Source organism: Nocardia yamanashiensis NBRC 100130, from assembly GCF_001613325.1.
Taxonomy (GTDB): Bacteria; Actinomycetota; Actinomycetes; order Mycobacteriales; family Mycobacteriaceae; genus Nocardia; species Nocardia yamanashiensis.
This window is the reverse complement of sequence record NZ_BDCD01000023.1, coordinates 114,040-134,778: the sequence shown is the minus strand read 5'-3', so window position 1 is coordinate 134,778 and position 20,739 is coordinate 114,040. Positions and strand designations below refer to the sequence as shown.

At 69.3% G+C, this 20,739-nt stretch carries 19 protein-coding genes; 10 read left to right on the top strand and 9 right to left on the bottom strand.

The features are described from left to right. Positions 1–130: 130 nt before the first annotated feature. The 3 genes from NY1_RS27400 to NY1_RS44770 all read right to left on the bottom strand — a co-directional run bounded on the left by NY1_RS27400 (position 131) and on the right by NY1_RS44770 (position 3,607). Positions 131–1,735: a flavin-containing monooxygenase gene (locus tag NY1_RS27400; protein ID WP_067719369.1), complete on the bottom strand. Its 1,605-nt coding sequence runs from the start codon at positions 1,733–1,735 to the stop codon at positions 131–133. Positions 1,736–1,846: 111 nt separating this feature from the next. Then, positions 1,847–2,188: an ArsR/SmtB family transcription factor gene (locus NY1_RS27395; protein ID WP_439956045.1), complete on the bottom strand. Its 342-nt coding sequence runs from the start codon at positions 2,186–2,188 to the stop codon at positions 1,847–1,849. Between the two features lie 30 nt (positions 2,189–2,218). Then, a complete protein-coding gene (locus NY1_RS44770; RefSeq protein WP_084535385.1) occupies positions 2,219–3,607 on the bottom strand; it encodes an MFS transporter in 1,389 nt (462 codons plus the stop codon). Positions 3,608–3,711: 104 nt separating this feature from the next. On the opposite strand from NY1_RS44770, the gene NY1_RS27385 reads away from it, so the two are divergent. Next, a complete protein-coding gene (locus NY1_RS27385) occupies positions 3,712–4,491 on the top strand; it encodes a hypothetical protein (RefSeq protein WP_157762500.1) in 780 nt (259 codons plus the stop codon). A 74-nt stretch (positions 4,492–4,565) separates the two neighbouring features. Here NY1_RS27385 and NY1_RS27380 read toward each other — a convergent pair whose 3' ends face one another. Continuing rightward, positions 4,566–5,348 (bottom strand): SDR family oxidoreductase, encoded by a 783-nt coding sequence (locus NY1_RS27380; RefSeq protein ID WP_067719359.1) that lies wholly within the window; start codon positions 5,346–5,348, stop codon positions 4,566–4,568. 130 nt (positions 5,349–5,478) lie between these two features. Beyond that, the gene (locus tag NY1_RS27375; protein WP_067719356.1) at positions 5,479–7,143 is read right to left on the bottom strand and encodes a TerD family protein; all 1,665 of its coding nucleotides are present in this window, start codon (positions 7,141–7,143) and stop codon (positions 5,479–5,481) included. Between the two features lie 294 nt (positions 7,144–7,437). On the opposite strand from NY1_RS27375, the gene NY1_RS27370 reads away from it, so the two are divergent. Next, positions 7,438–7,935: a hypothetical protein gene (locus NY1_RS27370; protein WP_084535383.1), complete on the top strand. Its 498-nt coding sequence runs from the start codon at positions 7,438–7,440 to the stop codon at positions 7,933–7,935. A 29-nt stretch (positions 7,936–7,964) separates the two neighbouring features. On the opposite strand, the gene pabB is transcribed toward NY1_RS27370, so the two are convergent. Beyond that, entirely contained in the window at positions 7,965–10,082 is a 2,118-nt protein-coding gene (pabB, locus tag NY1_RS27365; protein WP_067719353.1) for an aminodeoxychorismate synthase, read from the bottom strand. Positions 10,083–10,198: 116 nt separating this feature from the next. Between pabB and NY1_RS27360 the strand changes: the two genes are divergently transcribed. Further along, a complete protein-coding gene (locus NY1_RS27360) occupies positions 10,199–11,263 on the top strand; it encodes a phosphotransferase family protein (protein ID WP_084535382.1) in 1,065 nt (354 codons plus the stop codon). Positions 11,264–11,498: 235 nt separating this feature from the next. Further along, positions 11,499–12,080 (top strand): DinB family protein, encoded by a 582-nt coding sequence (locus tag NY1_RS27355; protein WP_067719347.1) that lies wholly within the window; start codon positions 11,499–11,501, stop codon positions 12,078–12,080. 4 nt (positions 12,081–12,084) lie between these two features. On the opposite strand, the gene NY1_RS27350 is transcribed toward NY1_RS27355, so the two are convergent. From NY1_RS27350 to NY1_RS27340, 3 genes are all read right to left on the bottom strand, one after another. Next, positions 12,085–12,525 carry a DUF6636 domain-containing protein gene (locus NY1_RS27350; RefSeq protein WP_067719345.1) on the bottom strand — a complete coding sequence of 147 codons (441 nt, stop codon included), beginning with the start codon at positions 12,523–12,525 and terminating at the stop codon, positions 12,085–12,087. Between the two features lie 93 nt (positions 12,526–12,618). Then, on the bottom strand, positions 12,619–13,809 hold the full coding sequence (locus NY1_RS27345; RefSeq protein WP_067719342.1) for a serine hydrolase domain-containing protein: 1,191 nt from the start codon (positions 13,807–13,809) through the stop codon (positions 12,619–12,621). An 85-nt stretch (positions 13,810–13,894) separates the two neighbouring features. Beyond that, positions 13,895–14,668 (bottom strand): alpha/beta fold hydrolase, encoded by a 774-nt coding sequence (locus NY1_RS27340; protein ID WP_067719339.1) that lies wholly within the window; start codon positions 14,666–14,668, stop codon positions 13,895–13,897. Between the two features lie 45 nt (positions 14,669–14,713). Here NY1_RS27340 and NY1_RS27335 point away from each other — a divergent pair, with 45 nt between their 5' ends. From NY1_RS27335 to NY1_RS27310, 6 genes are all read left to right on the top strand, one after another. Further along, on the top strand, positions 14,714–15,124 hold the full coding sequence (locus tag NY1_RS27335) for a MerR family transcriptional regulator (RefSeq protein ID WP_067719336.1): 411 nt from the start codon (positions 14,714–14,716) through the stop codon (positions 15,122–15,124). A 270-nt stretch (positions 15,125–15,394) separates the two neighbouring features. Continuing rightward, positions 15,395–16,867 (top strand): amino acid permease, encoded by a 1,473-nt coding sequence (locus NY1_RS27330; RefSeq protein ID WP_218028432.1) that lies wholly within the window; start codon positions 15,395–15,397, stop codon positions 16,865–16,867. Positions 16,868–16,876: 9 nt separating this feature from the next. Continuing rightward, positions 16,877–17,689, top strand: a complete 813-nt coding sequence (locus NY1_RS27325) for a serine hydrolase domain-containing protein (protein ID WP_067719333.1) — start codon at positions 16,877–16,879, stop codon at positions 17,687–17,689. A 138-nt stretch (positions 17,690–17,827) separates the two neighbouring features. Next, on the top strand, positions 17,828–18,361 hold the full coding sequence (locus tag NY1_RS27320) for a DUF3145 domain-containing protein (RefSeq protein ID WP_067719618.1): 534 nt from the start codon (positions 17,828–17,830) through the stop codon (positions 18,359–18,361). 211 nt (positions 18,362–18,572) lie between these two features. Next, positions 18,573–18,995, top strand: a complete 423-nt coding sequence (locus NY1_RS27315; protein WP_067719330.1) for a hypothetical protein — start codon at positions 18,573–18,575, stop codon at positions 18,993–18,995. Positions 18,996–19,089: 94 nt separating this feature from the next. After that, on the top strand, positions 19,090–20,637 hold the full coding sequence (locus NY1_RS27310) for a TY-Chap domain-containing protein (protein WP_157762499.1): 1,548 nt from the start codon (positions 19,090–19,092) through the stop codon (positions 20,635–20,637). The last annotated feature ends 102 nt before the right edge of the window (positions 20,638–20,739 follow it).

Below are 20,739 nucleotides of genomic sequence, written 5' to 3'. Positions count from 1 at the left end.
CGGCCGCACCGCCCGCCGGGGCCATGACGGCGCGGGCGGCTACTGCCGAGCCCGGGTCGAAACGGGAGCGCCCCCGGCCCAAGGGGTTTCAGGGGCAACGCCCCTGAGAGCCCACGAGAGTTGTGAACTCCTAGATGAGTTCGAAACTCGGGTAACCGTTTTCGCGCTCCTCGTCGCAGAAGCGCCGGTAGTTGCCGAATCCGCCGATGTAGGGCATGAATACGCGCTTCTTGCCCTCGACGTTGGCGCCCATGTACCAGGAGTTCGCCTTGACGAACAGCGTGCCCTCGGCGACCTCCATGAGGTGATCGGTCCACTTCTCCGCCGCATCCGCCCGCGCCGCCACCTGGCGAATCCCATTGGCGCGGCAGTGCTGGACGAGCGCGAGCACCCAATCGAGCTGCTGCTCGGAGTGCAACGCCATGTTCGCCATTACCGACGGGGTCCCGACGCTGTTGATGCTGAACATGTTCGGGAAGCCCGGAATGCCGAAGCCCAGGTAGGTGACCGGCCCGTCGGCCCAGGTGTCGGCCAGCCGGGTGTCGTGCGCGCCCCGGATGTCGATGCGCAGCAGCGCCCCCGTCATGGCGTCGAATCCCGTTGCGTAGACCAGGGTGTCGAGTTCGATGAACTTGTCCGCGGTGCGCACCCCGGTCGGCGTCACCTCGGCGATGGGCTCCCGGCGCAGGTTCACCAGCGACACATTGGGCCGGTTGAACATCTCGTAGTACCCGGAATCGGTGCAGATGCGCTTGGTGCCGATGGGGTGATCGGTCGGAATCAGATCGTCCGCGACCGCCTGGTCCTCGACCTTGGCGCGAATCTTGGCGACCGCGAAGTCGCGCACCAGCTCATTGGCGGTGATATCGCTGTTCTGATCCGGGAACACCTTGTTGAACAGCACCCCGCCCTGATTCCAGCGGTCCTCCATGGCCGCCTCGCGCTCCGCGGCGCTCAACTCCAGGGCCTTGGTCTGCAGGGAGGCGTGCGGGGTGGCGGCCGGGGCGTAGTAGGACTTCTCGCGCCGCTGCCGGTAGGTGGCGCGGATCTCGCCCTGCTCGGCATCGGTCCACGGCCGGTTCGGGATCGGCACGCTGAAGTTGGGGGAGCGCTGGAACACGGTGAGCGACAACGCTTCCCGGGCCAGGATCGGGGACACCTGGATGCCGGAGGACCCGGTGCCGATCACGCCGACCCGCTTACCGGCCACCGACACGCCCTGCTCGGGCCAGCGCGCGGTGAAGATCTCCTCGCCGGCGAAGCTGTCCACGCCCGGCAGGTTCGGCTTGATCGGCGCGGACAGGCAGCCGGTGGCGAAAACCACGAAGCGGGAACGGTATTCGCCGCCCTGCTCGGTGCGCAGCGTCCAGATCGAGGCGGCATCGTCGAAATGCGCCGCGGTGACGGTCTGCCCGAAGCGGTAGCGCGCCCGCAGGTCGAACCGGTCGGCCACATGGTTCAGGTAGGCCAGGATCTCCGGCTGCGCGGCGAACCGCTCGGTCCAGGTCCAGCTCTGCTGCAGGTCCTCGTCGAACGAGTACGAGTAGTCCACGCTCTCCACATCGCAGCGCGCGCCCGGGTACTTGTTCCAGTACCAGGTGCCGCCCACCTCCGTGCCCGCCTCCAGGCCGAGCACGTCCAGGCCGGCGCGCGCCGCGTGATGGACGCCGTAGAGCCCGGCGAAACCGGCACCAATGATGATCACATCGTGGGGACTGTCCTGCCCGGTGCTCATGCGTGACCTCTCAACATTCGTCTAGCGATATTTCGAATAGGCATATCGTCAAGGCGCATGCGTGCGGTCGCGAGAGTTGGTCCCACTGACCAGGAGGGGTGATCGGCAGGTCTAGCCGTGCCGCGGTTCGCCGGTGACGACGTGGTCCGCGTGATTGAGGCCCTCGCGAACGAGGCGCGCGAGATGCCCGTCGCGAATGCTGTAGATGATCCGCCGCCCGTCCCGCCGGGTATCGACCAAGCCGGTGAAGCGCAGTTTGGCCAGGTGCTGGCTGACCGCGGTGCGCGAGGCCCCGCAGGCTTCGGTGAGCGCGCTCACGTCGGCTTCGCCCTCGGTGAGCGTCCAGAGAATGTGCAACCGGGTGGGATCGGACAGCATGCGGAAGGTTTCGGTGGCCGCGTCCAGCCGGGCCTGATCCGGCTGCGCGGGATGGGTGAGGCTGGGCGCGTGCAACGCCTCGGCATTGCCCTTGCTCACCATGGGTCACCTTCCTGCCGCTACCACCTCGGAATCCGCCGGGACGGAGGCTCCGGTGGCCGGCCACCAGCGCGCGGCCGTCGTACCCGCCAGTGTAGCGATGACCGCCAGCGTGATCGCGGTGATCGGCAGCCCCGCCGCCGCGCCGAGCACCCCGGCGATCGGGTAGGTGACCAGGAAACACGCGTGCGACAGCGAGAACTGGGCGGTGAAAACGGCAGTGCGCGTACGGGTGCCGGTGTGCGCCCGCAGCAATCGCGCGGCCGGGGTGTTGATGGTGGAGGTGCCCGCCCCCAGCAGCATCCAGGTCACCGCCAGCGCCAGCGCGCCCGCCGTCGACGGCAGCAAAGGGATCGCCGCGGCCGCCAGCAGGCCGAAAGGCAATGCGCGGCAGCCCGTCAGCATGAAGCGGCGGTCCGTCCACGGCCGCGCCGCGAACCGGCGCGACGGCATCGATCCAGCCCGGTCGTCTCCCGCTGTCCGCGAACGTCGAACCACGTACCGGAGAGCGTTCGGCACGGCGAGCGGAGCGCGCGCCTGTGGTACCTCGGCTCGGTCCGAGGCCGATACGGCGAGCAAGCGTGGCGCTGCCAGCGCGACGGCCATCGACCCCAGTCCATAACAGGCGAGCGCCAGCGCCACACCCGTGTTGGAGCCATCGAGCTGCTCGCGCACGTACACCACGGTATTCACGATCACCAGCGAAGTCGCGGCCGCCACAACGAGATTCATGGCCAGCAGGCCGCGCAGGACAGGTTGCCCGGCCATGAACCGCGCTCCGAGGGTGATGCGTTGCCACAGCGGTGCGGTGCGTTCCGGCGGGTCGATCCGTGGTAGCCGGGTGGTGACGACCAGTGCGGCCGAGACCATGAAACCCATTGCGGTACCGGCGAACAGCGCGTGATAGCTGATGACGCTGAGCAGGGCCGCCGCCAGGACGGGGCTGAGCAGTGATTCGAGGTCGTAGGCCAGCCGCGACAGCGACAGCCCGCGCGTGTACTGCTCCTCGTCCACCAGGATCGCCGGAATGATCGACTGGAAGGCCGGGGTGAACGTCGCCGACGCCGCCTGCAATACCGCGATCAGCACATAGATTTGCCAGGTCGCGCCGACGAACGGCAGCAGCAGCGCGATTGCGGCGCGCACCGCGTCCGCCGCCACCAGCAGTGCCCGGCGCGGCACCCGCTCGGTCAGTGCCGAGATCACCGGCGCCACCGCCACATACGCCACCATCTTGATGGCGAGCGCGGTGCCCAGCACCACGCCCGCATCGGCCCCGGCGAGGTCGTAGGCGAGCAGCCCCAGGGCCACGGTGAGCAGGCCGGTGCCGATCAGGGCGACCACCTGGGCGGTGAACAGCCGCCGGAAGCGGCGCCGGCGCAAGACGTCGATCACGCCACCACTATAAGACAATATGTGCGCAGGTATGCACATGATGGCCGGTACCCGCGCATCGGATGTTTCGGGCAGGTCGCCGTTGCGCTGCTAACGTCGCTGGTATGGGGAGGAACCTCGCGGTCTGCGGTGTGGCCGTCATAGCGGCACTGGCCATTTCGGCCTGCGCCCGGCACGGCAGCGCGGCGCCCACCGAAATCGGTGAGACCGTCGCGCCGCCCGGGACCGCCACCCCGACCACCGCGCCGCCCGGCGGCGCGCCCGCCTCGGAACTGCCCGAATGCGGCACGCCCGGCGCCGCGGAACCGCCGCCCTCGTGCGTGCTGACCTCCCGCGACAGCCTCGGCCTGGCCTTCGAGGTGCGGTACACGGGCAGCAAGGAGCAGGGCTATTCGGCGACCATCACGGTGCTCGATTCCGAGGGCGCGCACCTGCAGACCATCGTGGAGCGTGATGCGCGGTCACCGTCGCAGCCCATCCTGCGCGATCTGGACGGCGACCAGCGCGACGAGCTGATCGTGCCGGTGTACCTGGCCACCGCCAACACCCGGTCGGCCATCTATCACGCCTCCGGTGACACGCGGGTCTTCCAGCGCGCCGGGGAAGTCGCCGGGGTCGGCATCGACCGCTCGGAATCGGGGTATCTGACCGTCTGGGGCCGCGGCAGCGCCAGCACCTACTACGTGGACTTCCTGACCTTCGCCGGCGACACCCTGCACCCCGTCGTCCAAGCCATGGTCACGCTGTCCAGCTCGGGCGGTCACGTCACCGGATCCCGGTGCGACGTCACCGATTCCGGCGGGCTGAGCGGTTCCGGGCTCACCCTGGAGCAGGCGCGCGAACACTTCTGCGCCGAACCCTCGGTCCTGAGTCTGATGCGCTGACCACCGGAATCCGGGGATTCTCGGGGTGATTCCGGATACCTGTGCGCGCCCGGCCGGGCCAAGCTGGATACAGGTCAGCTGCCCGGCCGGACATACCGCCGCCGCAGCCACTCCGGGTAGTCGAACGACACTGCCTCGCCATCGTCGCCGAGGCACAGCGCAGCGTCGCGCAACCGTCGGGCCACCCGGCCGATCGGTGGAATCGGCAGCGCCAGCAGCGATTCGCCGACCACCGCGCGGCGGGCCCGCGCCAGCTCGGTGAGGGTGTGCACGGCCGGGCCGCCCACATCGGGCACCCGGCCGGACGGGCCCGCCTCGACGGCGGCGGCCAGCTTGCCCGCCACCGCGTTCACGTCGACCGGCTGGAAGCGCAGTCCGCCACGGGGTTCCAGCCGCGCCTTGGCCGCGGCCGCCAGGATCTCGTCCAGCAGTTCGTGGAATTGGGTGGCGCGCAACAGGGTCCACGGAATCGGGCCCTGCGTGACCACGTTCTCCTGCGCGGTCTTGGTGCGGTAATAGGAGAACGGCACCCGCTCGCAGCCCACGATGGAGATGTCCACGTGATGGCCGACGCGGGCCCGCTGCTCCGCCGCCAGCAGGGTGCGGACCCCCGAAACCAGTACCTTCCCGCTGCGCAGGCCGCGATGGCTGGCGGCGTTCACCACGGCGTAGACGCCTTCCAGGGCGTCGTCGAGCCCGTTACCCGTGACCAGATCCACCGCGTGATGGGTGGTTCCGGCCACCGGATCGGCGGGCGTGCTGCGGGAGAGCACGCGCACGGTGTGCCCGCGCGCGGCAAGTTCGCGCACCACCGGCCTGCCCAGTGTTCCCGTTCCGCCCACTACCGCCACCTGCATGCCGAGCCCCTTTCCCGATGCGCTTTTCTGGACGGTAGAACCGCAAGCATTGATGCTCAACATGATTCATCGCATGCTGTGTCATCGACTACACCCGGGGCGGCGCGTCATCGATTGCCGGTAGCGGCGGTCAGATGCGCGCCCCCTTCACGCGATTGCAGGCGCGGCAGAGGATCTGCAGGTTCGCGGCGCTGGTCGCGCCGCCGCGGCTGATCGGGATGATGTGATCGAACTCCAGGTAGTGGCTCTCGCCGCACTCCACGCATTTGCCGCCGTCGCGCTGCCAGACCTGGGCCTTGATCTCCTGGGAGATGGAGCGGGTGTCGCGGCGGCCCGGACTCAGGGCGAGCCGTTTGGCCACCCGCAGCGCGCCCTCCAAGGTGGCGGCCACGTGGTCGGGGTCGGCCACTTCGAAGACCGCCCCGCCGCGCGCGGAAGTGGCCGCGACCCCCACCTTGCCGCCCTCGGAGACCACCGAAACCACACGCGCCCAGGGCATTTCGGTGCCGGTGTCGGCGCCGGTGAAGCGCAGTTTCTTATTGCTGCAGATCAGGCGGCCCTCGGTGAGTTTCGGTCCGCGCGCCAGCTGGCGGATGTGGATGGCGGGCACGTTCAGGTGCACCTGCTCGCCCGGATCCAGATGCAGGCCGGGGGTGGGCAGCACCGGGAGTTCGCCCGCGCGCAGGCGAGTCAGCATGCGCCCGCGCGACATTCGCCGGCGCAGATCCTCGATCAGCGGCCCGGTGAGCGCCAGTTCCGCGACCGTCTCCTCGAAGCCGTCCAGTTCCGCCTGCTCGATCGCGCCGTCCGCGAGCGCGAAGGCCACGCGGCGCTCGACATGGTCGTGCCCGGCCGCGCGCAGCGCCTCCAGCCCGGCGGTGCGGTCGATGCGCTGATACCGCAGGGCCGTCCAGAGTCCGGCCCAATCGTCCCCGCGCGCACCGACGGTCCGCAGTACGCGTTCGGCGCGCCCGCGCCAGCCCGCCAGGTAGGTCTCGATTTCCGTCGCGCAGTCCCGGCACAGCGCGGGGCCGCCGAACAGCCGCCAGCGCCGGGGCGCACCGCAACGCGGGCAGTGCCGGGTATCGGCGGGCGGGACCGGCCGGTTCGCGCTGGTCCACTCCGACCCGTCCCACCAGCGCAATCGCCCCGGCTGCTCCGGATCCGGGTGCCAGTCCGCGAGTTCCGGCCGCACCGGCGGCGCGAGCGGCGGCGGGACGTCCCGGCCCGGACGTGCGAGGGCGGACCCGCGTCGCGGTTCGGCGGGTCCGGCCGGGCCGGAGTCCGGACCCGGATCGTCCACCCGCACGCCGAATTCCGTCACGATCCCGGCCAGCCCGCTCGCCCAGCCCTGTCCGACCGCCCGGAACCGCCACTGCCCGTCCCGCCGGTAGAACTCCCCGAACAGCATGGCCCGCACCGCTTCCGCGGCGGCGATCTCGAACCACGCCACCGGCCGGTGATGATCGAACACCGTCAGCACCAGACCCGGCACGTCGCCGAACGCCCCCGCGTCCACCGACCCGGTCAGCGCGATCCGCGCCACCTCCGCCTCGGTGCGCGGCAGTGACACCGACAGCCGCGCGGTCCCGGGCGCGGGCTCCGGATCCAAGGTCACCGCCTGCGAAACGTGCCGGGGCGCATTGAAGAACACGAAGTCCCGATCCGACCGGACTCTCCCGTCCGCGCCCAGCAGCAAGGCGTGCGCATCCACCTCGTGATCGGACTGCCACGAAAGGACAACCGTCAGAAGCGATGTCGGAACCGGCGCATGGCCACCCTTGGTGAGTTTCATTGTGCTCGACCTATACCACGCACCTCCGACAACCAGCATTCCGCGAGCATCCGGCCCCGGTCCGGGGGATGCTCCGGCGCAACCACGCGAGGGCGGCCACCCAGGTGAGCGGGAGGGAATTCGGTTGCCCGGCGGAAATGTCCCGCCGTCCGCCGGCACGTTTCCGCCGGAGCCGCGCCGGTGGGCGGCCGAGATGCGCGGACGGGCCGCATCGGCGGGTTCGAGTGGCGAATCGATACGGGTCCGAGTCGGTGCGGAAGTTGCATACTGGCCGGTCTGCGGCACAGTGGAAGCATGACCAACCCGAAGGGGCCGAGCCGCAAACCCGAGCCGGCGCGCGGGAAACCGCAGCCGCCCCGCGTGCCCAGCCCGAGCGATATCCTCGCCGCCGCGCAGGCCGCCGTCGAAGCCGCCCAGAACGCCGCCGGTCAGGCGTTGGACTCCGCCCAGTTCACGGCGAGCACCGCCTTCGACACCGCCGTCCGCCTGCCGCCCGCCTCCATCCAGCTGGCGGCCCAGCTGCCCGACCTCATCCAGAACCTCACCACCGCCGTGGAGCGACTCAACTCCACCATCGACCGTCTCGATCGCACCCTCGCACTGGCCGAGCCCGCCTTCGTCGCGTACGACAAGGTGCTCACCCGCCTGGAGGCCGTCACCGCCCTCGGTGAGGAAGTCTTCGCCCGCCTGGACAAACTCCCCGGCGTTTCACTCCTGGGCCGCTTCACCTCCCGCGACCAGCCCGCCGCCGAATCTCCCACCCCGAGCTCACGCCGCGATCGCCGCAAGTAGCGCCGCCGCACGGAGTCGATGCGGATGGATTACGGGGAGGGGAGGGGCGCGACTCCGACGCCGGGCAGGGCGCGCAAGGCGGCGGCGGCCTTCCAGACCATCTCGTGGTACTCCTCCGATGGGTCGGAGTCGAGCACGACCGCGCCGCCCGCGCCCACCCGCCAGCGCCCGTCGTGGCGGACCGCCGTGCGGATGACGATGTTCAGGTCCGCGGTGCCGCCCAGGCCGAGGAAACCGATGGCGCCGGAATAGATTCCGCGCGCTTCGGTCTCCAGCTCGTCGATGATCTCCATGGTGCGCAGCTTGGGCGCGCCCGTCATGGAACCGCCGGGGAAGCAGGCGCGCAGGCAGTCGATGACGTCCAGTTCGGGGCGGAGGGTGCCGCAGACGGTCGAAACCAGTTGGTGCAGCGTCGTATACGTCTCCACCGCCATGAGCTTCGGGACGTGCACGGAGCCGATCTCGCAGACCCGGCCGAGATCGTTGCGGAGCAGGTCCACGATCATCAGGTTCTCGGCGCGGGTCTTGGGGTTGCGTGCCAGTTCCGCAGCCAGCTGTTCGTCCTCGTCCGGGGTCTGCCCGCGCGGCGCGGTGCCCTTGATGGGTTTGCTCTCCACCGTCCGCGAACGATCCACTTTCAGGAACCGCTCCGGCGACGAGCACGCCACTTCCGTCTCGCCGAAGCGCAGAAATGCCGCGTACGGTGCGGGATTGCAGCGGCGCAGGGTGCGGTAGACGCTGAGCCCGTCGGTGTCGGCGGGCAGATACGCGCTGTCGGTGATGCAGATTTCGTAGGATTCGCCCGCGTGCAACTGGGCCCGGCAGGCCGCCACATCCGCCAGATAGCGTTCCCGGCCGCGGGTCAGCAGCGGCGCGACCGCGCTCTCCTCGGCCCGTAGATATAGGTCCGGCGGGTTCTCCCAGGTCCGCAGCCCGTCCACGGCCGCCCGCGTGCTGTCGAGCCAATCCCGGGCGGCGGCAAGGGAATCCGCGTCCGGTCCGGCCAGCGCCAGCAGATGGGTGCGGCCCGCCTCGTGATCCACCACGACGAGCCGATCGGCGAACACCCACTGCGCGTCCGGGGTGGCGGCGCGATGCGCGGTCGCCGCCCCGCAGTCCGCCTTCATCTCGTACCCGAGGTAGCCGACGTACCCGCCGGCGAAATCGAAAGGCACATCCGGGAATTCGATATGCCGCCGGGACAGCTCGCCGGATAGGTAGTCCAGCACCGTGCCCGGCACCGCGCGCTCCCCGGCGGCGGAGGTGACCGACACCTGCCCGTCGCCGACCCGGTAGCGCACCACCTCGGCCAGCGGCCCGGACGCGTCACCCAGGAACGAGAAGCGATCCAGTCCCGGCTCCACATGCTCGCTGTCCAGCCAGAACGCAGTCGGCGAGGACCGGTACAACCGCAGGAACACGGCCTCGGCATCGACGGCGCGTTCGATCACGGCCTGCTCGACGCGGTATTCGACCGCCGAGTCCGCGCCGACGACGATCCGCCCCCGCGAAACCGGTTGGGACAGTGCCTTGTTCGCCGCGCGATCCACCCCGATGCGCCGCTGATGATCCGCCGTCAGCCGCGCGAAATTGCGCAGCAGCAGCGAACCGTATTCGCTGGCAATGGATTCCGGATGGAACTGCACCCCCCACTGCGGCCGCGTCCGATGCCGAACCCCCATGATCACCCCGTCCGGGGCGGTGGCCGTCGCTTCCAGGCTGTCCGGCAAAGGCATTGCCGCACACAGCGAGTGATACCGCACCGCCGGGAAATCCTGCGGCACCCCCTCGAAAAGCTCCCGCCCGTCGTGCGTGATCCGATCCGGATACCCGTGCCGCGCCCGCGGCGCCGGCACCACCGTGCCCCCGGCCGCGATCACGATCCCCTGATGCCCCAGGCACACCCCCAGCAACGGCAGCTCCGCCGCCGCGATCACCGCCGCCGAGATCCCGAAGTCCCGCACCACATCCGGCCGCCCCGGCCCCGGCGAGATCACCACATTGTCGAATTCCGCCAGCCCCAGCGCGCCCAGGTCGCGTACCTCGTCATTGCGCACGACCACGGGTTCGACCCCGTTCACCTCACTGATCAGCTGATACAGGTTGTAGGTGAACGAGTCGTAGTTGTCGATCAGCAGGGTGCGCATTTCCTCCCGCACATTACGCCAACCCGCCCCGGACACCGCGCTCCGACCTGCGTGAACGAGGCCACCGCCACTACTGCTGGCATATGCCTTCAGTTCGCTGGGTGGTCTACGGCACAATGTGTGGCATGTCTGTAGCGCAGCCGGTCGAAGTGGATCGTGACGTCGTCGATTTCGCCATCGTCGGCAAATGGATGGAAGAGCAGGGCTTGCCCGGCGGCGAGTTCGAGAACGTCAAACCGCTCGGCGGTGGCACGCAGAACATCATGCTGCGCTTCACCCGCGGCGGCCGCGACTATGTGCTGCGGCGCGGGCCCAAGCATCTGCGCGCGGCCAGCAACACCGTCATCAGCCGCGAATCGCGCATCCTGGGCGCCCTGGACGGCACCGGCATTCGCGCGCCCAAGGTCATCGCGGCCTGCCCGGACGAGTCGGTGCTGGGCGCGTCGTTCTATCTGATGGAACCCATCACCGGCTTCAATCCGCAGAACGAACTGCCCGAACTGCACGCCGGCGATCCGGAGGTGCGGCGGCAGATGGGCCTGTCGGCGGTGGAGGCCATCGCGCGGCTCGGCTCGCTCGATCACGAGGCGCTGGGCCTGGCCGATTACGGCAAGCCGGCCGGGTTCCTGGAACGCCAGGTGCCGCGCTGGCTCAAGGAACTCGAGTCCTACCGCGTCAACGAGGGCTACCCCGGACCGGAGATCCCGGGCGTCGAGCGGGTGGGGGAATGGCTGGACCGCAATCGCCCCGCCGACTGGAAACCCGGCATCCTGCACGGCGATTGCCATCTCGCGAACATGATGTTCTCCTTCGACGGCCCCGAAGTGGTGGCCATGGTCGACTGGGAGATGTCCACCATCGGCGATCCGCTGCTGGACCTCGGCTGGCAGATCGCCACCCGCCCCGAACCCGGCACCACCGGCGCGGCGCTGGTCGGTTCACTCGGCGCGGTCGGCGGCCTGCCCACGCCCGCGGAGATGATCGAGCACTACGGCCGGTTCTCCGACCGCGATCTGAGCAATGTCACCTGGTACACGGTGCTGGCCTGTTTCAAGCTCGGCATCGTGCTGGAGGGGACGCACGCCCGCGCGTTCGCGGGCAAGGCGCCCAAGCAGGTCGGTGACTTCCTGCACGCCATCACGCTCGAATTGTTCGAGAAGGCGCATCAACTCATGCAGTGATCGTCCGCAGCACGCCGCGTGCGACGGCGGCGCTCAGCGAACGCAGTCGTCGGCGGAAAGCCGTGTGCGTGTTCACCGGAGTGTCCTTTCGTAGGGAATCTTGCGGCTGCGACGGTAGTCAACGCGGGCCGGGTGCGAAACCGATTTATCGCATCCGGCAAACGTGTCGCGATCTTGGTGATCGTTGGCAGTATATGGGTGGAAGTTAATCTTCTGCCACTCTACGGTGGGTGGCATGCCGATCGTCGCCGATACCAAAGACTGGACCTGGGTGCTGGAACGCGCCTGCGCCGAATGCGGATTCGACCCCGAGACCACCGCGTACGCGACGGTGCCGGGGCTGATCCGCGACAGCGCCGCCCGGCTGGGCGCGGCGCTGGAACGGCCAGAAGCCGCTGTCCGGCCGGACGATTCGACCTGGTCGGATCTGGAGTACGCCGCCCACGTGCGGGACGTGTGCCGGATCTTCACCCATCGCCTCGATATCGCCCGGACCGCAGCCCCGCGGCCCGGACCGGAGCTCGGCGGGTACGACACCACGGTCACGGTGACCGCCTCCGGGGTGCCCATGTTCGCCAACTGGGATCAGGACGTCACCGCGGTGGCCGAGAACTACGCGGCGCAGCGGGCCGACGAGGTCGCCGTGCAGCTGGCCGAGGCGGCCGAAATCGCCGCGGTCGCATTCGAATCCGTGCCGGAAACCGAATACGACCGGGCGGCGCTGCGCAGCAATGGTTCGGCGTTCACCATCGATTCCATGGCGCGGTATTTCGCGCACGACCTGGTGCACCACGTGCACGATGTCGAGCGCGGCTAGCTGGTCACCAGGAGTTCAGCGCGTAGCTGTCGCGGGACAGCCGGAAGCCGTGGGTTCCGGCGGTGCAGATCATTCCCATATCGGCGTGAATTCCGCATTCGACAGCGCCCACCCGGACGATCTCGCCGTACCCGAGCGTCGGAATACCCGTGTTGAACACGGTGTCGCCGTGGCAGAGGAACTCCGCGCCGTCCGCGTTCAAGCGAATGGCCTTGCCCCAGGCCAGTTTGCAGTCGGCCGGCTTGGCGGGCGCCGTGAAGGTCGTCTCGAGCGCGTCGCAGCGCACTTCTGTTCCGGTGCCGCCGATGTAGCAGGCGATATTGCCCGACGGTGAGACGAAGTTCTGGTAGTCGCGAGTGACGCCGTCGGCTGACGCCGTTCCGGCCAGTCCGATCATCCCGATCGCCATCAGGCCGATGGCGAGAACTGCCCTGAGTACGCGCATGGCATGCCCTTTCCGTGAAACGGCCCCCCGTGGGCCGAGCGCGCCCAGCCTGACGCGCCCCGCCTGCGAGGGGCTTGGCATCCACTTGCGGCCCTAACGGCAGCGCAGCAGCGCCTCCCGGAGATTGCGGGAACGCACATCGTCGAGCACGGCCATGCCGAGCCGGTTCATGTTGTAGCCGAAGCCCAGACCCGTTGCCGGATCGGCGAATCCGAACGAGCCGCCGTAGCCGGTGGTGCCGTAGGCGCGTTTGTCGGCGCCGAACCGGAAACTGCCGCGCGATTTGCGGAAGCCCAGGTGGTAGCGGCTCGGGGTGAGCAGGACCAGGTCCTGCGCGGGGACGTCGTCGGCGGTGTCGGCGGTGGCCAAGCGCTGCAACAGGTCTCGATCGATCGGCAGTTCGCCGGTGTCTCCGGCCGCCGCGCCGTACACCCGGGCCAGCGAGCGCGCGGTGCCGACGCCGCCAGCCGCCGGGCTCTCCACCGACAGGAATTCCCGGCGGGTGGCGCGGGCGGGCGCGCCGACCTGCGGGCTGTTCAGCGCGCGGAAGGACAGGCCCTGCTTGGTGTAGAGCTGAATCCCGATGCGCAGCGGGAGATCTCGCTCGTAGCGCAGCACGTCCAGGCCCGCGGTGGCCGAGAGGGTGGCCACGCGATCGAGCGGAATCGCTTCCGGCAGGCCGATATAGAAGTCGAGGCCGAGCGGTGCGGCGAAGTCCTCGGCGAACACCCGGCCCAGGGTGCGATGCGCCGGATCGACCCGGCGGATCAGCTCGCCCTGGTACAGGCCCGCCGTGATCGGGTGATAGCCGTGCCGGGTGCCCGGCCGCCACAACGGCTTCTGCTCGGCGAGGATGCCGGCCAGCCGATCCAGATCCGCCATATCGGTCAGCCGCACCGGCCGGTCCAGCGCCGCCAGGCCGGCCTGATGATCCAGCAGCTGCCGCACGGTGATGGTCTCTTTGCCGTGCACCGCGAACTCCGGCCAGTACTTCGCCACCGGCGCTTCGTAATCCAGCAGCCCCCGTGACACCGCCGAGGCGAACACGAACGCCGTCATGCCCTTGGTGGACGACCAGACCGGCGCCATGGTGTCGCGTTCCCACGCCACCTTGCGCTTGCGGTCGCGGTGTCCCGCCCACAGATCCACCACGGGCCGGTTCCCGTCGAACACGGCCACCGCCGCGCCGATCTCGCCGTGTCGTTCGAAATTCCGCCGGAAAGCATCGGCCACCGGCCCGAATCCGGATTCCACCTCGCCGTGGATCGTGACATGCGCATTCATGATCCACCGATGGTAACCGCATTTCTTACCGACGAGTCAGGTCGGTTTCGGTCGGGGGCGAACCACCGGTCGGGGTACCCGCTCGTCAGCCGGCCGTCACCGCCGGCCGGCGCTCCAGAAAATCCAGCACGGCCGCATGCCACGGATCGGGCTGTTCGAGCATGACCACGTGCCCGCCGGACAGCTCGAGGTACTCGGCCCCGGGAATGCCGGCGGCCTGTGCGCGGGCATTGGCCGGATCCACCAGCAGGTCCCCGGTGAGCCCGATGACCAGCGTCGGCACCGCGATCCGCGCCAGGTCCGCGGTGACATCGGCGGCGATCACCAGCGCGGCCTGCGCGGCGGTCCCGCCCGGAATGTTCGCGGCGGTCATGGCGAGCAGGTCCGGAAGCTGCTCCGGCGGAATCGCATTGACGAAGTCCTTGTCGAACCCGGACAGCAGCACGATGCGCGCGAAACCTTCCCGGTCGTCCGCCGCCAGCAGCCGCCGCCACAGTTCCGCGGTCAGCCGGGTGCGATTGTCGGCCCGCGCGAATCCCGCGGTCAGCACCAGCCCGCGCACCCGCTCCGGATGCCGCACCGCCGCCCGCACGGCCACTGCGGTGCCGAGCGAGTACCCGACGATGGTGAACTCCTGTGCCCCCGTCGCGACCGCCGCCGCCACCAGGGCGTCGGCCAGTTCGTCCAGATCCAGGTGGGTGTCGTCGGCCGGGTAATCGGAACCGATGACGGTGTGCCGGTCGGTGAGCAGCGGAATCAGCCCACCGAAATTGGCGGCGATGCCACCGCCGGCCCCGTGCGCGAGCACGATCGCGGGCCCGGATCCGGCAACGGTGGTGGAGAGCGAAATGTTCGTCATGGCGGCGACGTTAGGGATTGACATGGATGTGAAGGTCAACGCCGAGTGCCGGAGGTCACAGTGCTGATCGGAGAACTGGCCCAGGCCACCGGCGTCGCCCCGCGCCTGCTCCGCTACTACGAGGAGCAGGGACTCCTTGTCCCGCAGCGCGATTCCAACGGCTATCGCACGTACGACGATCAGGCGGCGGCCCGCGTCCATCGCATTCGCGAACTCCTCGACGCCGGTCTCAATACCCGCGCGATCCGCGCCATCCTCCCGTGCGTGGTGCCCGAGGGCATCCAGCACTGTGATCGCACCCGAAAGATCGTGCACGACGGCCTGTCCCGCCTCGACGACGAAATAGCCGCCCTCACTCGCCGCCGCACCCTCCTCGCCCAGCAGCAGTCCGCCCTGCACGCCAACCCCTACGACCCCACCGCTGCCGCATTCGACCCCGCCGCCACTTATCGCTGATCCCGCTATCCCCGTCATCGGGGCGGCTTTGTCCCTCGTCGTTCCGGCTCGCTCTCGGCCGGATTCTCACTGCCTGCCGTCGTCATCCCGGTAGAAACATGCCGGGGTGCATTGGTATCCCCGACCGCGAGGGCTCGGGCGACGCTCGCCGTCAGGTTCCGGTGGGCGTGCCGCCGGCCCGCGCGGGTTCGGAAGCCGGTGGGTAGCCCGGGGTTTGAAAGCGCGCTTGACACGGGACCTGCGAGTCGGTTTGCCGGGTCTCACCAGGTAGTGTCGCCGGACGTGCCCGGACTATCTCGGATTACCACTTCTTTGCTGCGGACCAAGCCCGTCGAGCAGCTCGCCTCGGACGGCGAACACACCGCGCTGAAGCGGAGCATGGGGCTGGTCGCGCTGATCTCGCTGTCGGTCGGGGCGACGCTCGGCACCGGGATCTTCGTGGTGCTGGGGGAGGCCGCGCCGCTGGCCGGGCCGGCGGTGGTGGTGTCGTTCGTGATCGCGGCGCTGGCGGCGCTGTTCTCGGCGCTGTCGTACGCGGAACTCGCGGGGGCGGTGCCGGTTTCGGGGTCGGCGTACTCCTACACCTATGCCACGCTCGGCGAGATCATCGCCTGGGTGTGCGGGTGGTGCCTGCTGCTGGAATACGGCGTGTCGGTGGCGGCGGTCGCGGTGGGGTGGGGGTCCTACCTGAACGAATTCCTGGGGTCGACCATCGGGTGGCGGATTCCGGAAGCACTGTCCGCGCCGCCCGGCGACGGCGGCGTCGTGAATCTGCCTGCGGCCGTGGTGGTTCTGATCGCCATGGGCGTACTGCTGGACGGGGTCCGGGAGAGCGCGCGGGTCACCACCGTCACCACCATGATCAAGATCGCGGTGCTGGTGTTCTTCGTGGTCGTCGCGGTCACCGCGTTCAACTCCGACAACCTGCACCCCTTCGCCCCGATGGGCGTGGCCGGCATCGGCGCGGCGGCGTCCATGGTGTTCTTCTCGTTCATCGGCTTCGACGCCGCCTCCACCGCGGGCGAGGAAGCCAAGAACCCGCAGCGGGATCTGCCGCGCGCCATCATCATCTCGCTGGGCATCGTCACCCTGGTCTACGTGCTGGTGGCGCTCACCGCCGTCGGCGCGGTCGGCGTGGACGACGTCAGCAGCTCCGGAGCGTCCCTGGCCACCGTGCTCGAACAGGTGACCGGGCGCGGCTGGCCCGCAACGATTCTCGCGGCCGGCGCGGTCATCGCCATCGCCTCGGTGGTGCTCACCGTGCTCTACGGCCAGACCCGCATCCTGGTCTCGATGTCCCGCGACGGCCTGATGCCCCAGGTGCTGTCCAAGGTCGGCCGGAAGCGCGTCCCCACCGTCAACACCCTCATCGTCGGCGGCGTGGTCGCGGTGCTGTCCGCGCTGGTCCCGCTGGGCGAGCTGGTCAATGCCACCAATATCGGCACCCTGGTCTCCTTCGGCCTGGTGAATATCGGCGTGCTGGTGCTGCGCCGCACCAAACCCGAGCTGCCGCGCACCTTCCGCACCCTGGTTCCGCTGGTGCCGGTGCTCGGCGTGGCCATGTGCGGCTGGCTGCTGCTGCACCTGCCCGGCGTCACCTGGCTGGCCTTCACCCTGTGGTCGGCCGTCGGCCTGGTCATCTACTTCACCTACGGCCGCAAGCGCTCGACGTTGAACCGGGCTCCCGCCGAGCGGCTCGCCACCGCGCGGCCCGGGGGCGACGCGGCGCGGCCCGGCTCGTAGGCTCGGGGAGTGCGAGCGCTGGATCAGATTCGACAGTGGCCGGTCCCTCATGCGGCGGCCGGGGTGGTGCTGCGCGGTAAGGGCGCGGTGGACGCCGAAGGCGATACCGAGCGGGTGTTCCGGCTCGCGTCGGTGACGAAACCGCTTGTGGCGTACGCGGTTCTGGTCGCCATCGAAGAGGGCGCGGTGGAGCTCGAGCAGCCCGCCGGACCGCCCGGCGCCACGGTGCGGCATCTGCTCGCGCACACCTCCGGGCTGGCGTTCGACACCGCCGAGGTGCTCGCCGAACCGGGTGCGCGGCGGATCTACTCCAGCGCGGGGTTCGAAGTGCTCGCGGATTTCGTTGCCGCGCAGACCGGTATCGCCTTCGACCGCTACCTGCACGAGGCGGTCTTCGAACCGCTCGGCATGACATCGTCGGTGCTGGCGGGCCCGGCGGGCCATGCCGGACGTTCCACCGTCGCAGACCTGCTGCGGTTCGCCGAGGAATTGCTGGAACCGCGAATCGTGAGTGCCGAATTGCTTTCCGAGGCAACCGCAGTGCAATTCCCGGGCCGCAATGGCGTACTTCCCGGTTACGGGTCGCAGCGCCCCAACGACTGGGGATTGGGTTTCGAAATCCGCGATCACAAAATCCCGCATTGGACCGGCGGCGCCAACTCGCCGCAAACTTTCGGGCACTTCGGGCAATCGGGCACTTTCCTGTGGGTCGACCCGGAAGTCGGCATGGCGTGTCTCGCGCTGGCGGACGAAAATTTCGGTGACTGGGCCCGGGCGGCGTGGCCGACCCTCAGCGACGCCGTCATCGCCGAGTTCGAGTAGCGCTTCGGCGCGTTCGCGTCACCACGCGACACGTCCCGAAAGCAACACACGTAACACCGGGCACTCCAGTAAACTCGGGCAACGCCGGCTGTCGGGTCGTTGGGGAAGACGTCCCTCGTCGAGCCGGAGGTGTCAGTGGTGCGCACGTCGAACCAGTTCGCGGAGGCGACGTCTGGAGTCGTCTACATCCATGCGTCGCCGGCCGCGCTGTGCCCGCATATCGAATGGGCGCTCACCTCGACCCTGAAATCTCCCGCCAAACTCAGATGGACCGCCCAGCCCGCGGATCCCGGGCAGTTGCGTGCCACCACCGATTGGTACGGCCCGGTCGGTACCGGCGGCCGATTAGCCAAAGCATTGCGGGATTGGCCCGTGCTCTATTTCGAAGTCACCGAGGATGCCTCCGAAGGCGTGGACGGCGAGCGCTACAGCTTCGTCCCCGGCCTCGGGCTGTGGAACGCGCCCATGAGCGCCAACGGCGACGTCATGGTCGGCGAGATGCGGCTGCGCGCCATCGTCGCCGAAGCCCGCGCCCAGGGCCGCGGCTCCGCCAACGACATCGCCGCCGAAATCGACCGCGCCCTCGGCACCGCCTGGGACGACGCCCTCGAACCCTTCCGCCTCGGCGGTGAAGGCGCCGAAGTCACCTGGCTCCGCCGCGACGTCGGCTAGCCCACGTTCGGTCGGCCGACCAGCTGTCGGCCGGTGCGCCTTCGGTCGGACGGGCGCCGGAATGACGAGCGGACGCTGAATATTGGCAGGACGCCGTGGGCGGCTGGTACGGGATCGCTCTCTCCGCGTGGCGTGCGGCGTGTCGCGTGGGGGCGGGGCAGAATCGGGGAGGGGTGGCCCTGGGTATGGTCGAGACGACTAGGAGGCGCTCGTGCGCGGAACGGCCGCAAGGATCGCTGTCGGAATTTTCACGATCGCGCTCGCGGGCGGGGTGACGGCCTGCGGCGACGATTCCGGTACCTCCGCCGCGACCAGCAGTGCCCCGAGCTCCGTCGCGCCCGCCACCTCCGCGGCCGCGTTTCCGGCGGTCGGTCACGAGCTGGTGCGATGCGGTACGGGCCCTTGGGGTCTCGCGGTGGTGGCGTCGACGGCCAAGGGAAACGACTTCTGTCCCAACGCATCCGCCGTCGCGACCGCCTATGCGGATCAGCGCGCGGGGCAGTCCAGCGGGGATATCGCGGTGGTCGTGGAGAATGTGCGCTGGGTGTGCGGGGAGCGCCAGGGCGACCCGAATCCGTACCAGGAGTGCGCGAGTCAGAACGAATCCGCGGACAAGGTGCGGCTGCTGTCCTGACGGTGCTCCGGCCAGACACTGGAATTCGGGTGCTTCAGATGTCCGAATTGTCGTGCTAAGTTGCGCCGGTTGTTCGTAGTGGATGGAGTTTCGGGTGGGGATCGGCGGATGGCTGGGACGCGACCGGTCGGACGCGACGCCGGAAGCGGTGGCCGAGCTCGCCTGGCGGGAATTCCCGGTCGAGCTGGCCTGGGAGATGTTCGCGCTACCGCCCGGCGGCAGCGTCGAACTGTCCGCGCGCGGGGCGCGCTTCGTGGTCTTCGACCGGCACGGCCAGAGCCTGCGCTGCATGCTGCCGGCCAATTCGAATTACCCTGGGCGGCATCGATTTCCGCAACACTGGGTAGCGGAATTGCAGCGCGGCGGCTGGAGCATGGACGCGGACGGCGGCTGGCAGCGCTGGCTGCCCTGGCCCGCCCGGTACGAGGACTTCGAATACCTGGCGGGGCTGGTCGGAGCCGTGCTGGAGGACGCCTCCGGGCTGCCGACGCCGCTGGAACTCGCGGCCGAGGGCCTGCTGCACGGGGCGGAACTCGACACCGGCCTGCTCGGCTCCCACGGTTTCGGCGAGGACGAGATGGCCACCGCCGCACCGAAACTGCTCCTCGATCACCTCCAGACGGCGCGGGTCGAGTTCGAGGACCGGGTGGAACTGCAGCGCGCCCTGTATGGCGGCCGGGTGACCGTCGGCGGTGACTATCTCGCGCAGCGGCCCGATCTCGAGATCCTCACCGGCGGCGGCGCGGACTGGCCGGTGCGGGAGCGCACCGCCGACTTCATCGTCTCCGGCGGGCCCGGGCATCTGCTGCTTCTGGATGTGTACCTGGACTACGAGGGCACGGGGGTCCTGCCCGCCACGACCTATGTGGTCGACGGCCGAATCGTGGAGCGGGGCAGCCGATCCCACGTCCTGTACATCATCGCCACCGACCCGGATCTCGGTGACGCCGTGCGCGACCGCGCCGACCTGGCGGTGCCGGAGCACCTGCACATCGAATACCTGTTGCTGGTGCTGGATCGCGACGATCGCGTGCACGTTCACCGGTACGATCTCGACCAGTTCCACGATCCGGATATCGCGCACGAGGCGTATCGCATGGACGCGCACCGCTATCCGGTGCTGCAGCCGCCGGATTGGGAGCATCGCGAGCGAATCCCGTACTGGCACACCGCGAATGCGCCCACCGCTCCCATCACCGTGCTCGCCACCGACACCGGCGACGGTTACGCCATGGCCGACCTCACGCCCGAGGCCCTGGAGAACCCCATGCTCTACCCGTCGGCCGTCGCGAGTCTGGCACTGCTCCAATACGATTGGGAATTGAGCGACCACTACGGACTGCCGGTCGCGAACTGTTCCGGTTACGACTTCTCGGCCGAGAAGATCCTCGACGCCCAAGCTCTCCGGCACGCCCACGACGCGCTGGAGCGCAATCGGCTCTGGATCGCCGTGCCGCGCCGGACCTGCCTGCTCGCGGTGCCGTACGAACTGGACGCCGAACAGACCATGGTCTTCCAGCATCTGGTCGGGCTCATTTACGAAGACGAGTCCTACGGCAATGCCGCCCTCACCCCGGGCGCGTATCTGGTCGAGGACGGCCGGATCGTCGATTTCGTGGCCGACGTCCGGTTGCTGGGGTAGCGCCCGCGACGCTCCCATCGGACCCGCCACGCGGTACGGGCCGCCGATCCATGCGATGAACTGGTTGAACTCCCGGCCCGCCGGCTCCGTATGGCCGTAGCG

What these genes read in the sequence shown, in the direction of transcription:
- NY1_RS27400 (WP_067719369.1), bottom strand. Translation starts at nt 1,735, where the DNA reads ATGAGCACCGGGCAGGACAGTCCCCACGATGTGATCATCATTGGTGCC.
- NY1_RS27385 (WP_157762500.1), top strand. Translation starts at nt 3,712, where the DNA reads ATGGGGAGGAACCTCGCGGTCTGCGGTGTGGCCGTCATAGCGGCACTG.
- NY1_RS27380 (WP_067719359.1), bottom strand. Translation starts at nt 5,348, where the DNA reads ATGCAGGTGGCGGTAGTGGGCGGAACGGGAACACTGGGCAGGCCGGTG.
- NY1_RS27375 (WP_067719356.1), bottom strand. Translation starts at nt 7,143, where the DNA reads ATGAAACTCACCAAGGGTGGCCATGCGCCGGTTCCGACATCGCTTCTG.
- NY1_RS27370 (WP_084535383.1), top strand. Translation starts at nt 7,438, where the DNA reads ATGACCAACCCGAAGGGGCCGAGCCGCAAACCCGAGCCGGCGCGCGGG.
- pabB (WP_067719353.1), bottom strand. Translation starts at nt 10,082, where the DNA reads ATGCGCACCCTGCTGATCGACAACTACGACTCGTTCACCTACAACCTG.
- NY1_RS27360 (WP_084535382.1), top strand. Translation starts at nt 10,199, where the DNA reads ATGTGTGGCATGTCTGTAGCGCAGCCGGTCGAAGTGGATCGTGACGTC.
- NY1_RS27355 (WP_067719347.1), top strand. Translation starts at nt 11,499, where the DNA reads ATGCCGATCGTCGCCGATACCAAAGACTGGACCTGGGTGCTGGAACGC.
- NY1_RS27350 (WP_067719345.1), bottom strand. Translation starts at nt 12,525, where the DNA reads ATGCGCGTACTCAGGGCAGTTCTCGCCATCGGCCTGATGGCGATCGGG.
- NY1_RS27345 (WP_067719342.1), bottom strand. Translation starts at nt 13,809, where the DNA reads ATGAATGCGCATGTCACGATCCACGGCGAGGTGGAATCCGGATTCGGG.
- NY1_RS27340 (WP_067719339.1), bottom strand. Translation starts at nt 14,668, where the DNA reads ATGACGAACATTTCGCTCTCCACCACCGTTGCCGGATCCGGGCCCGCG.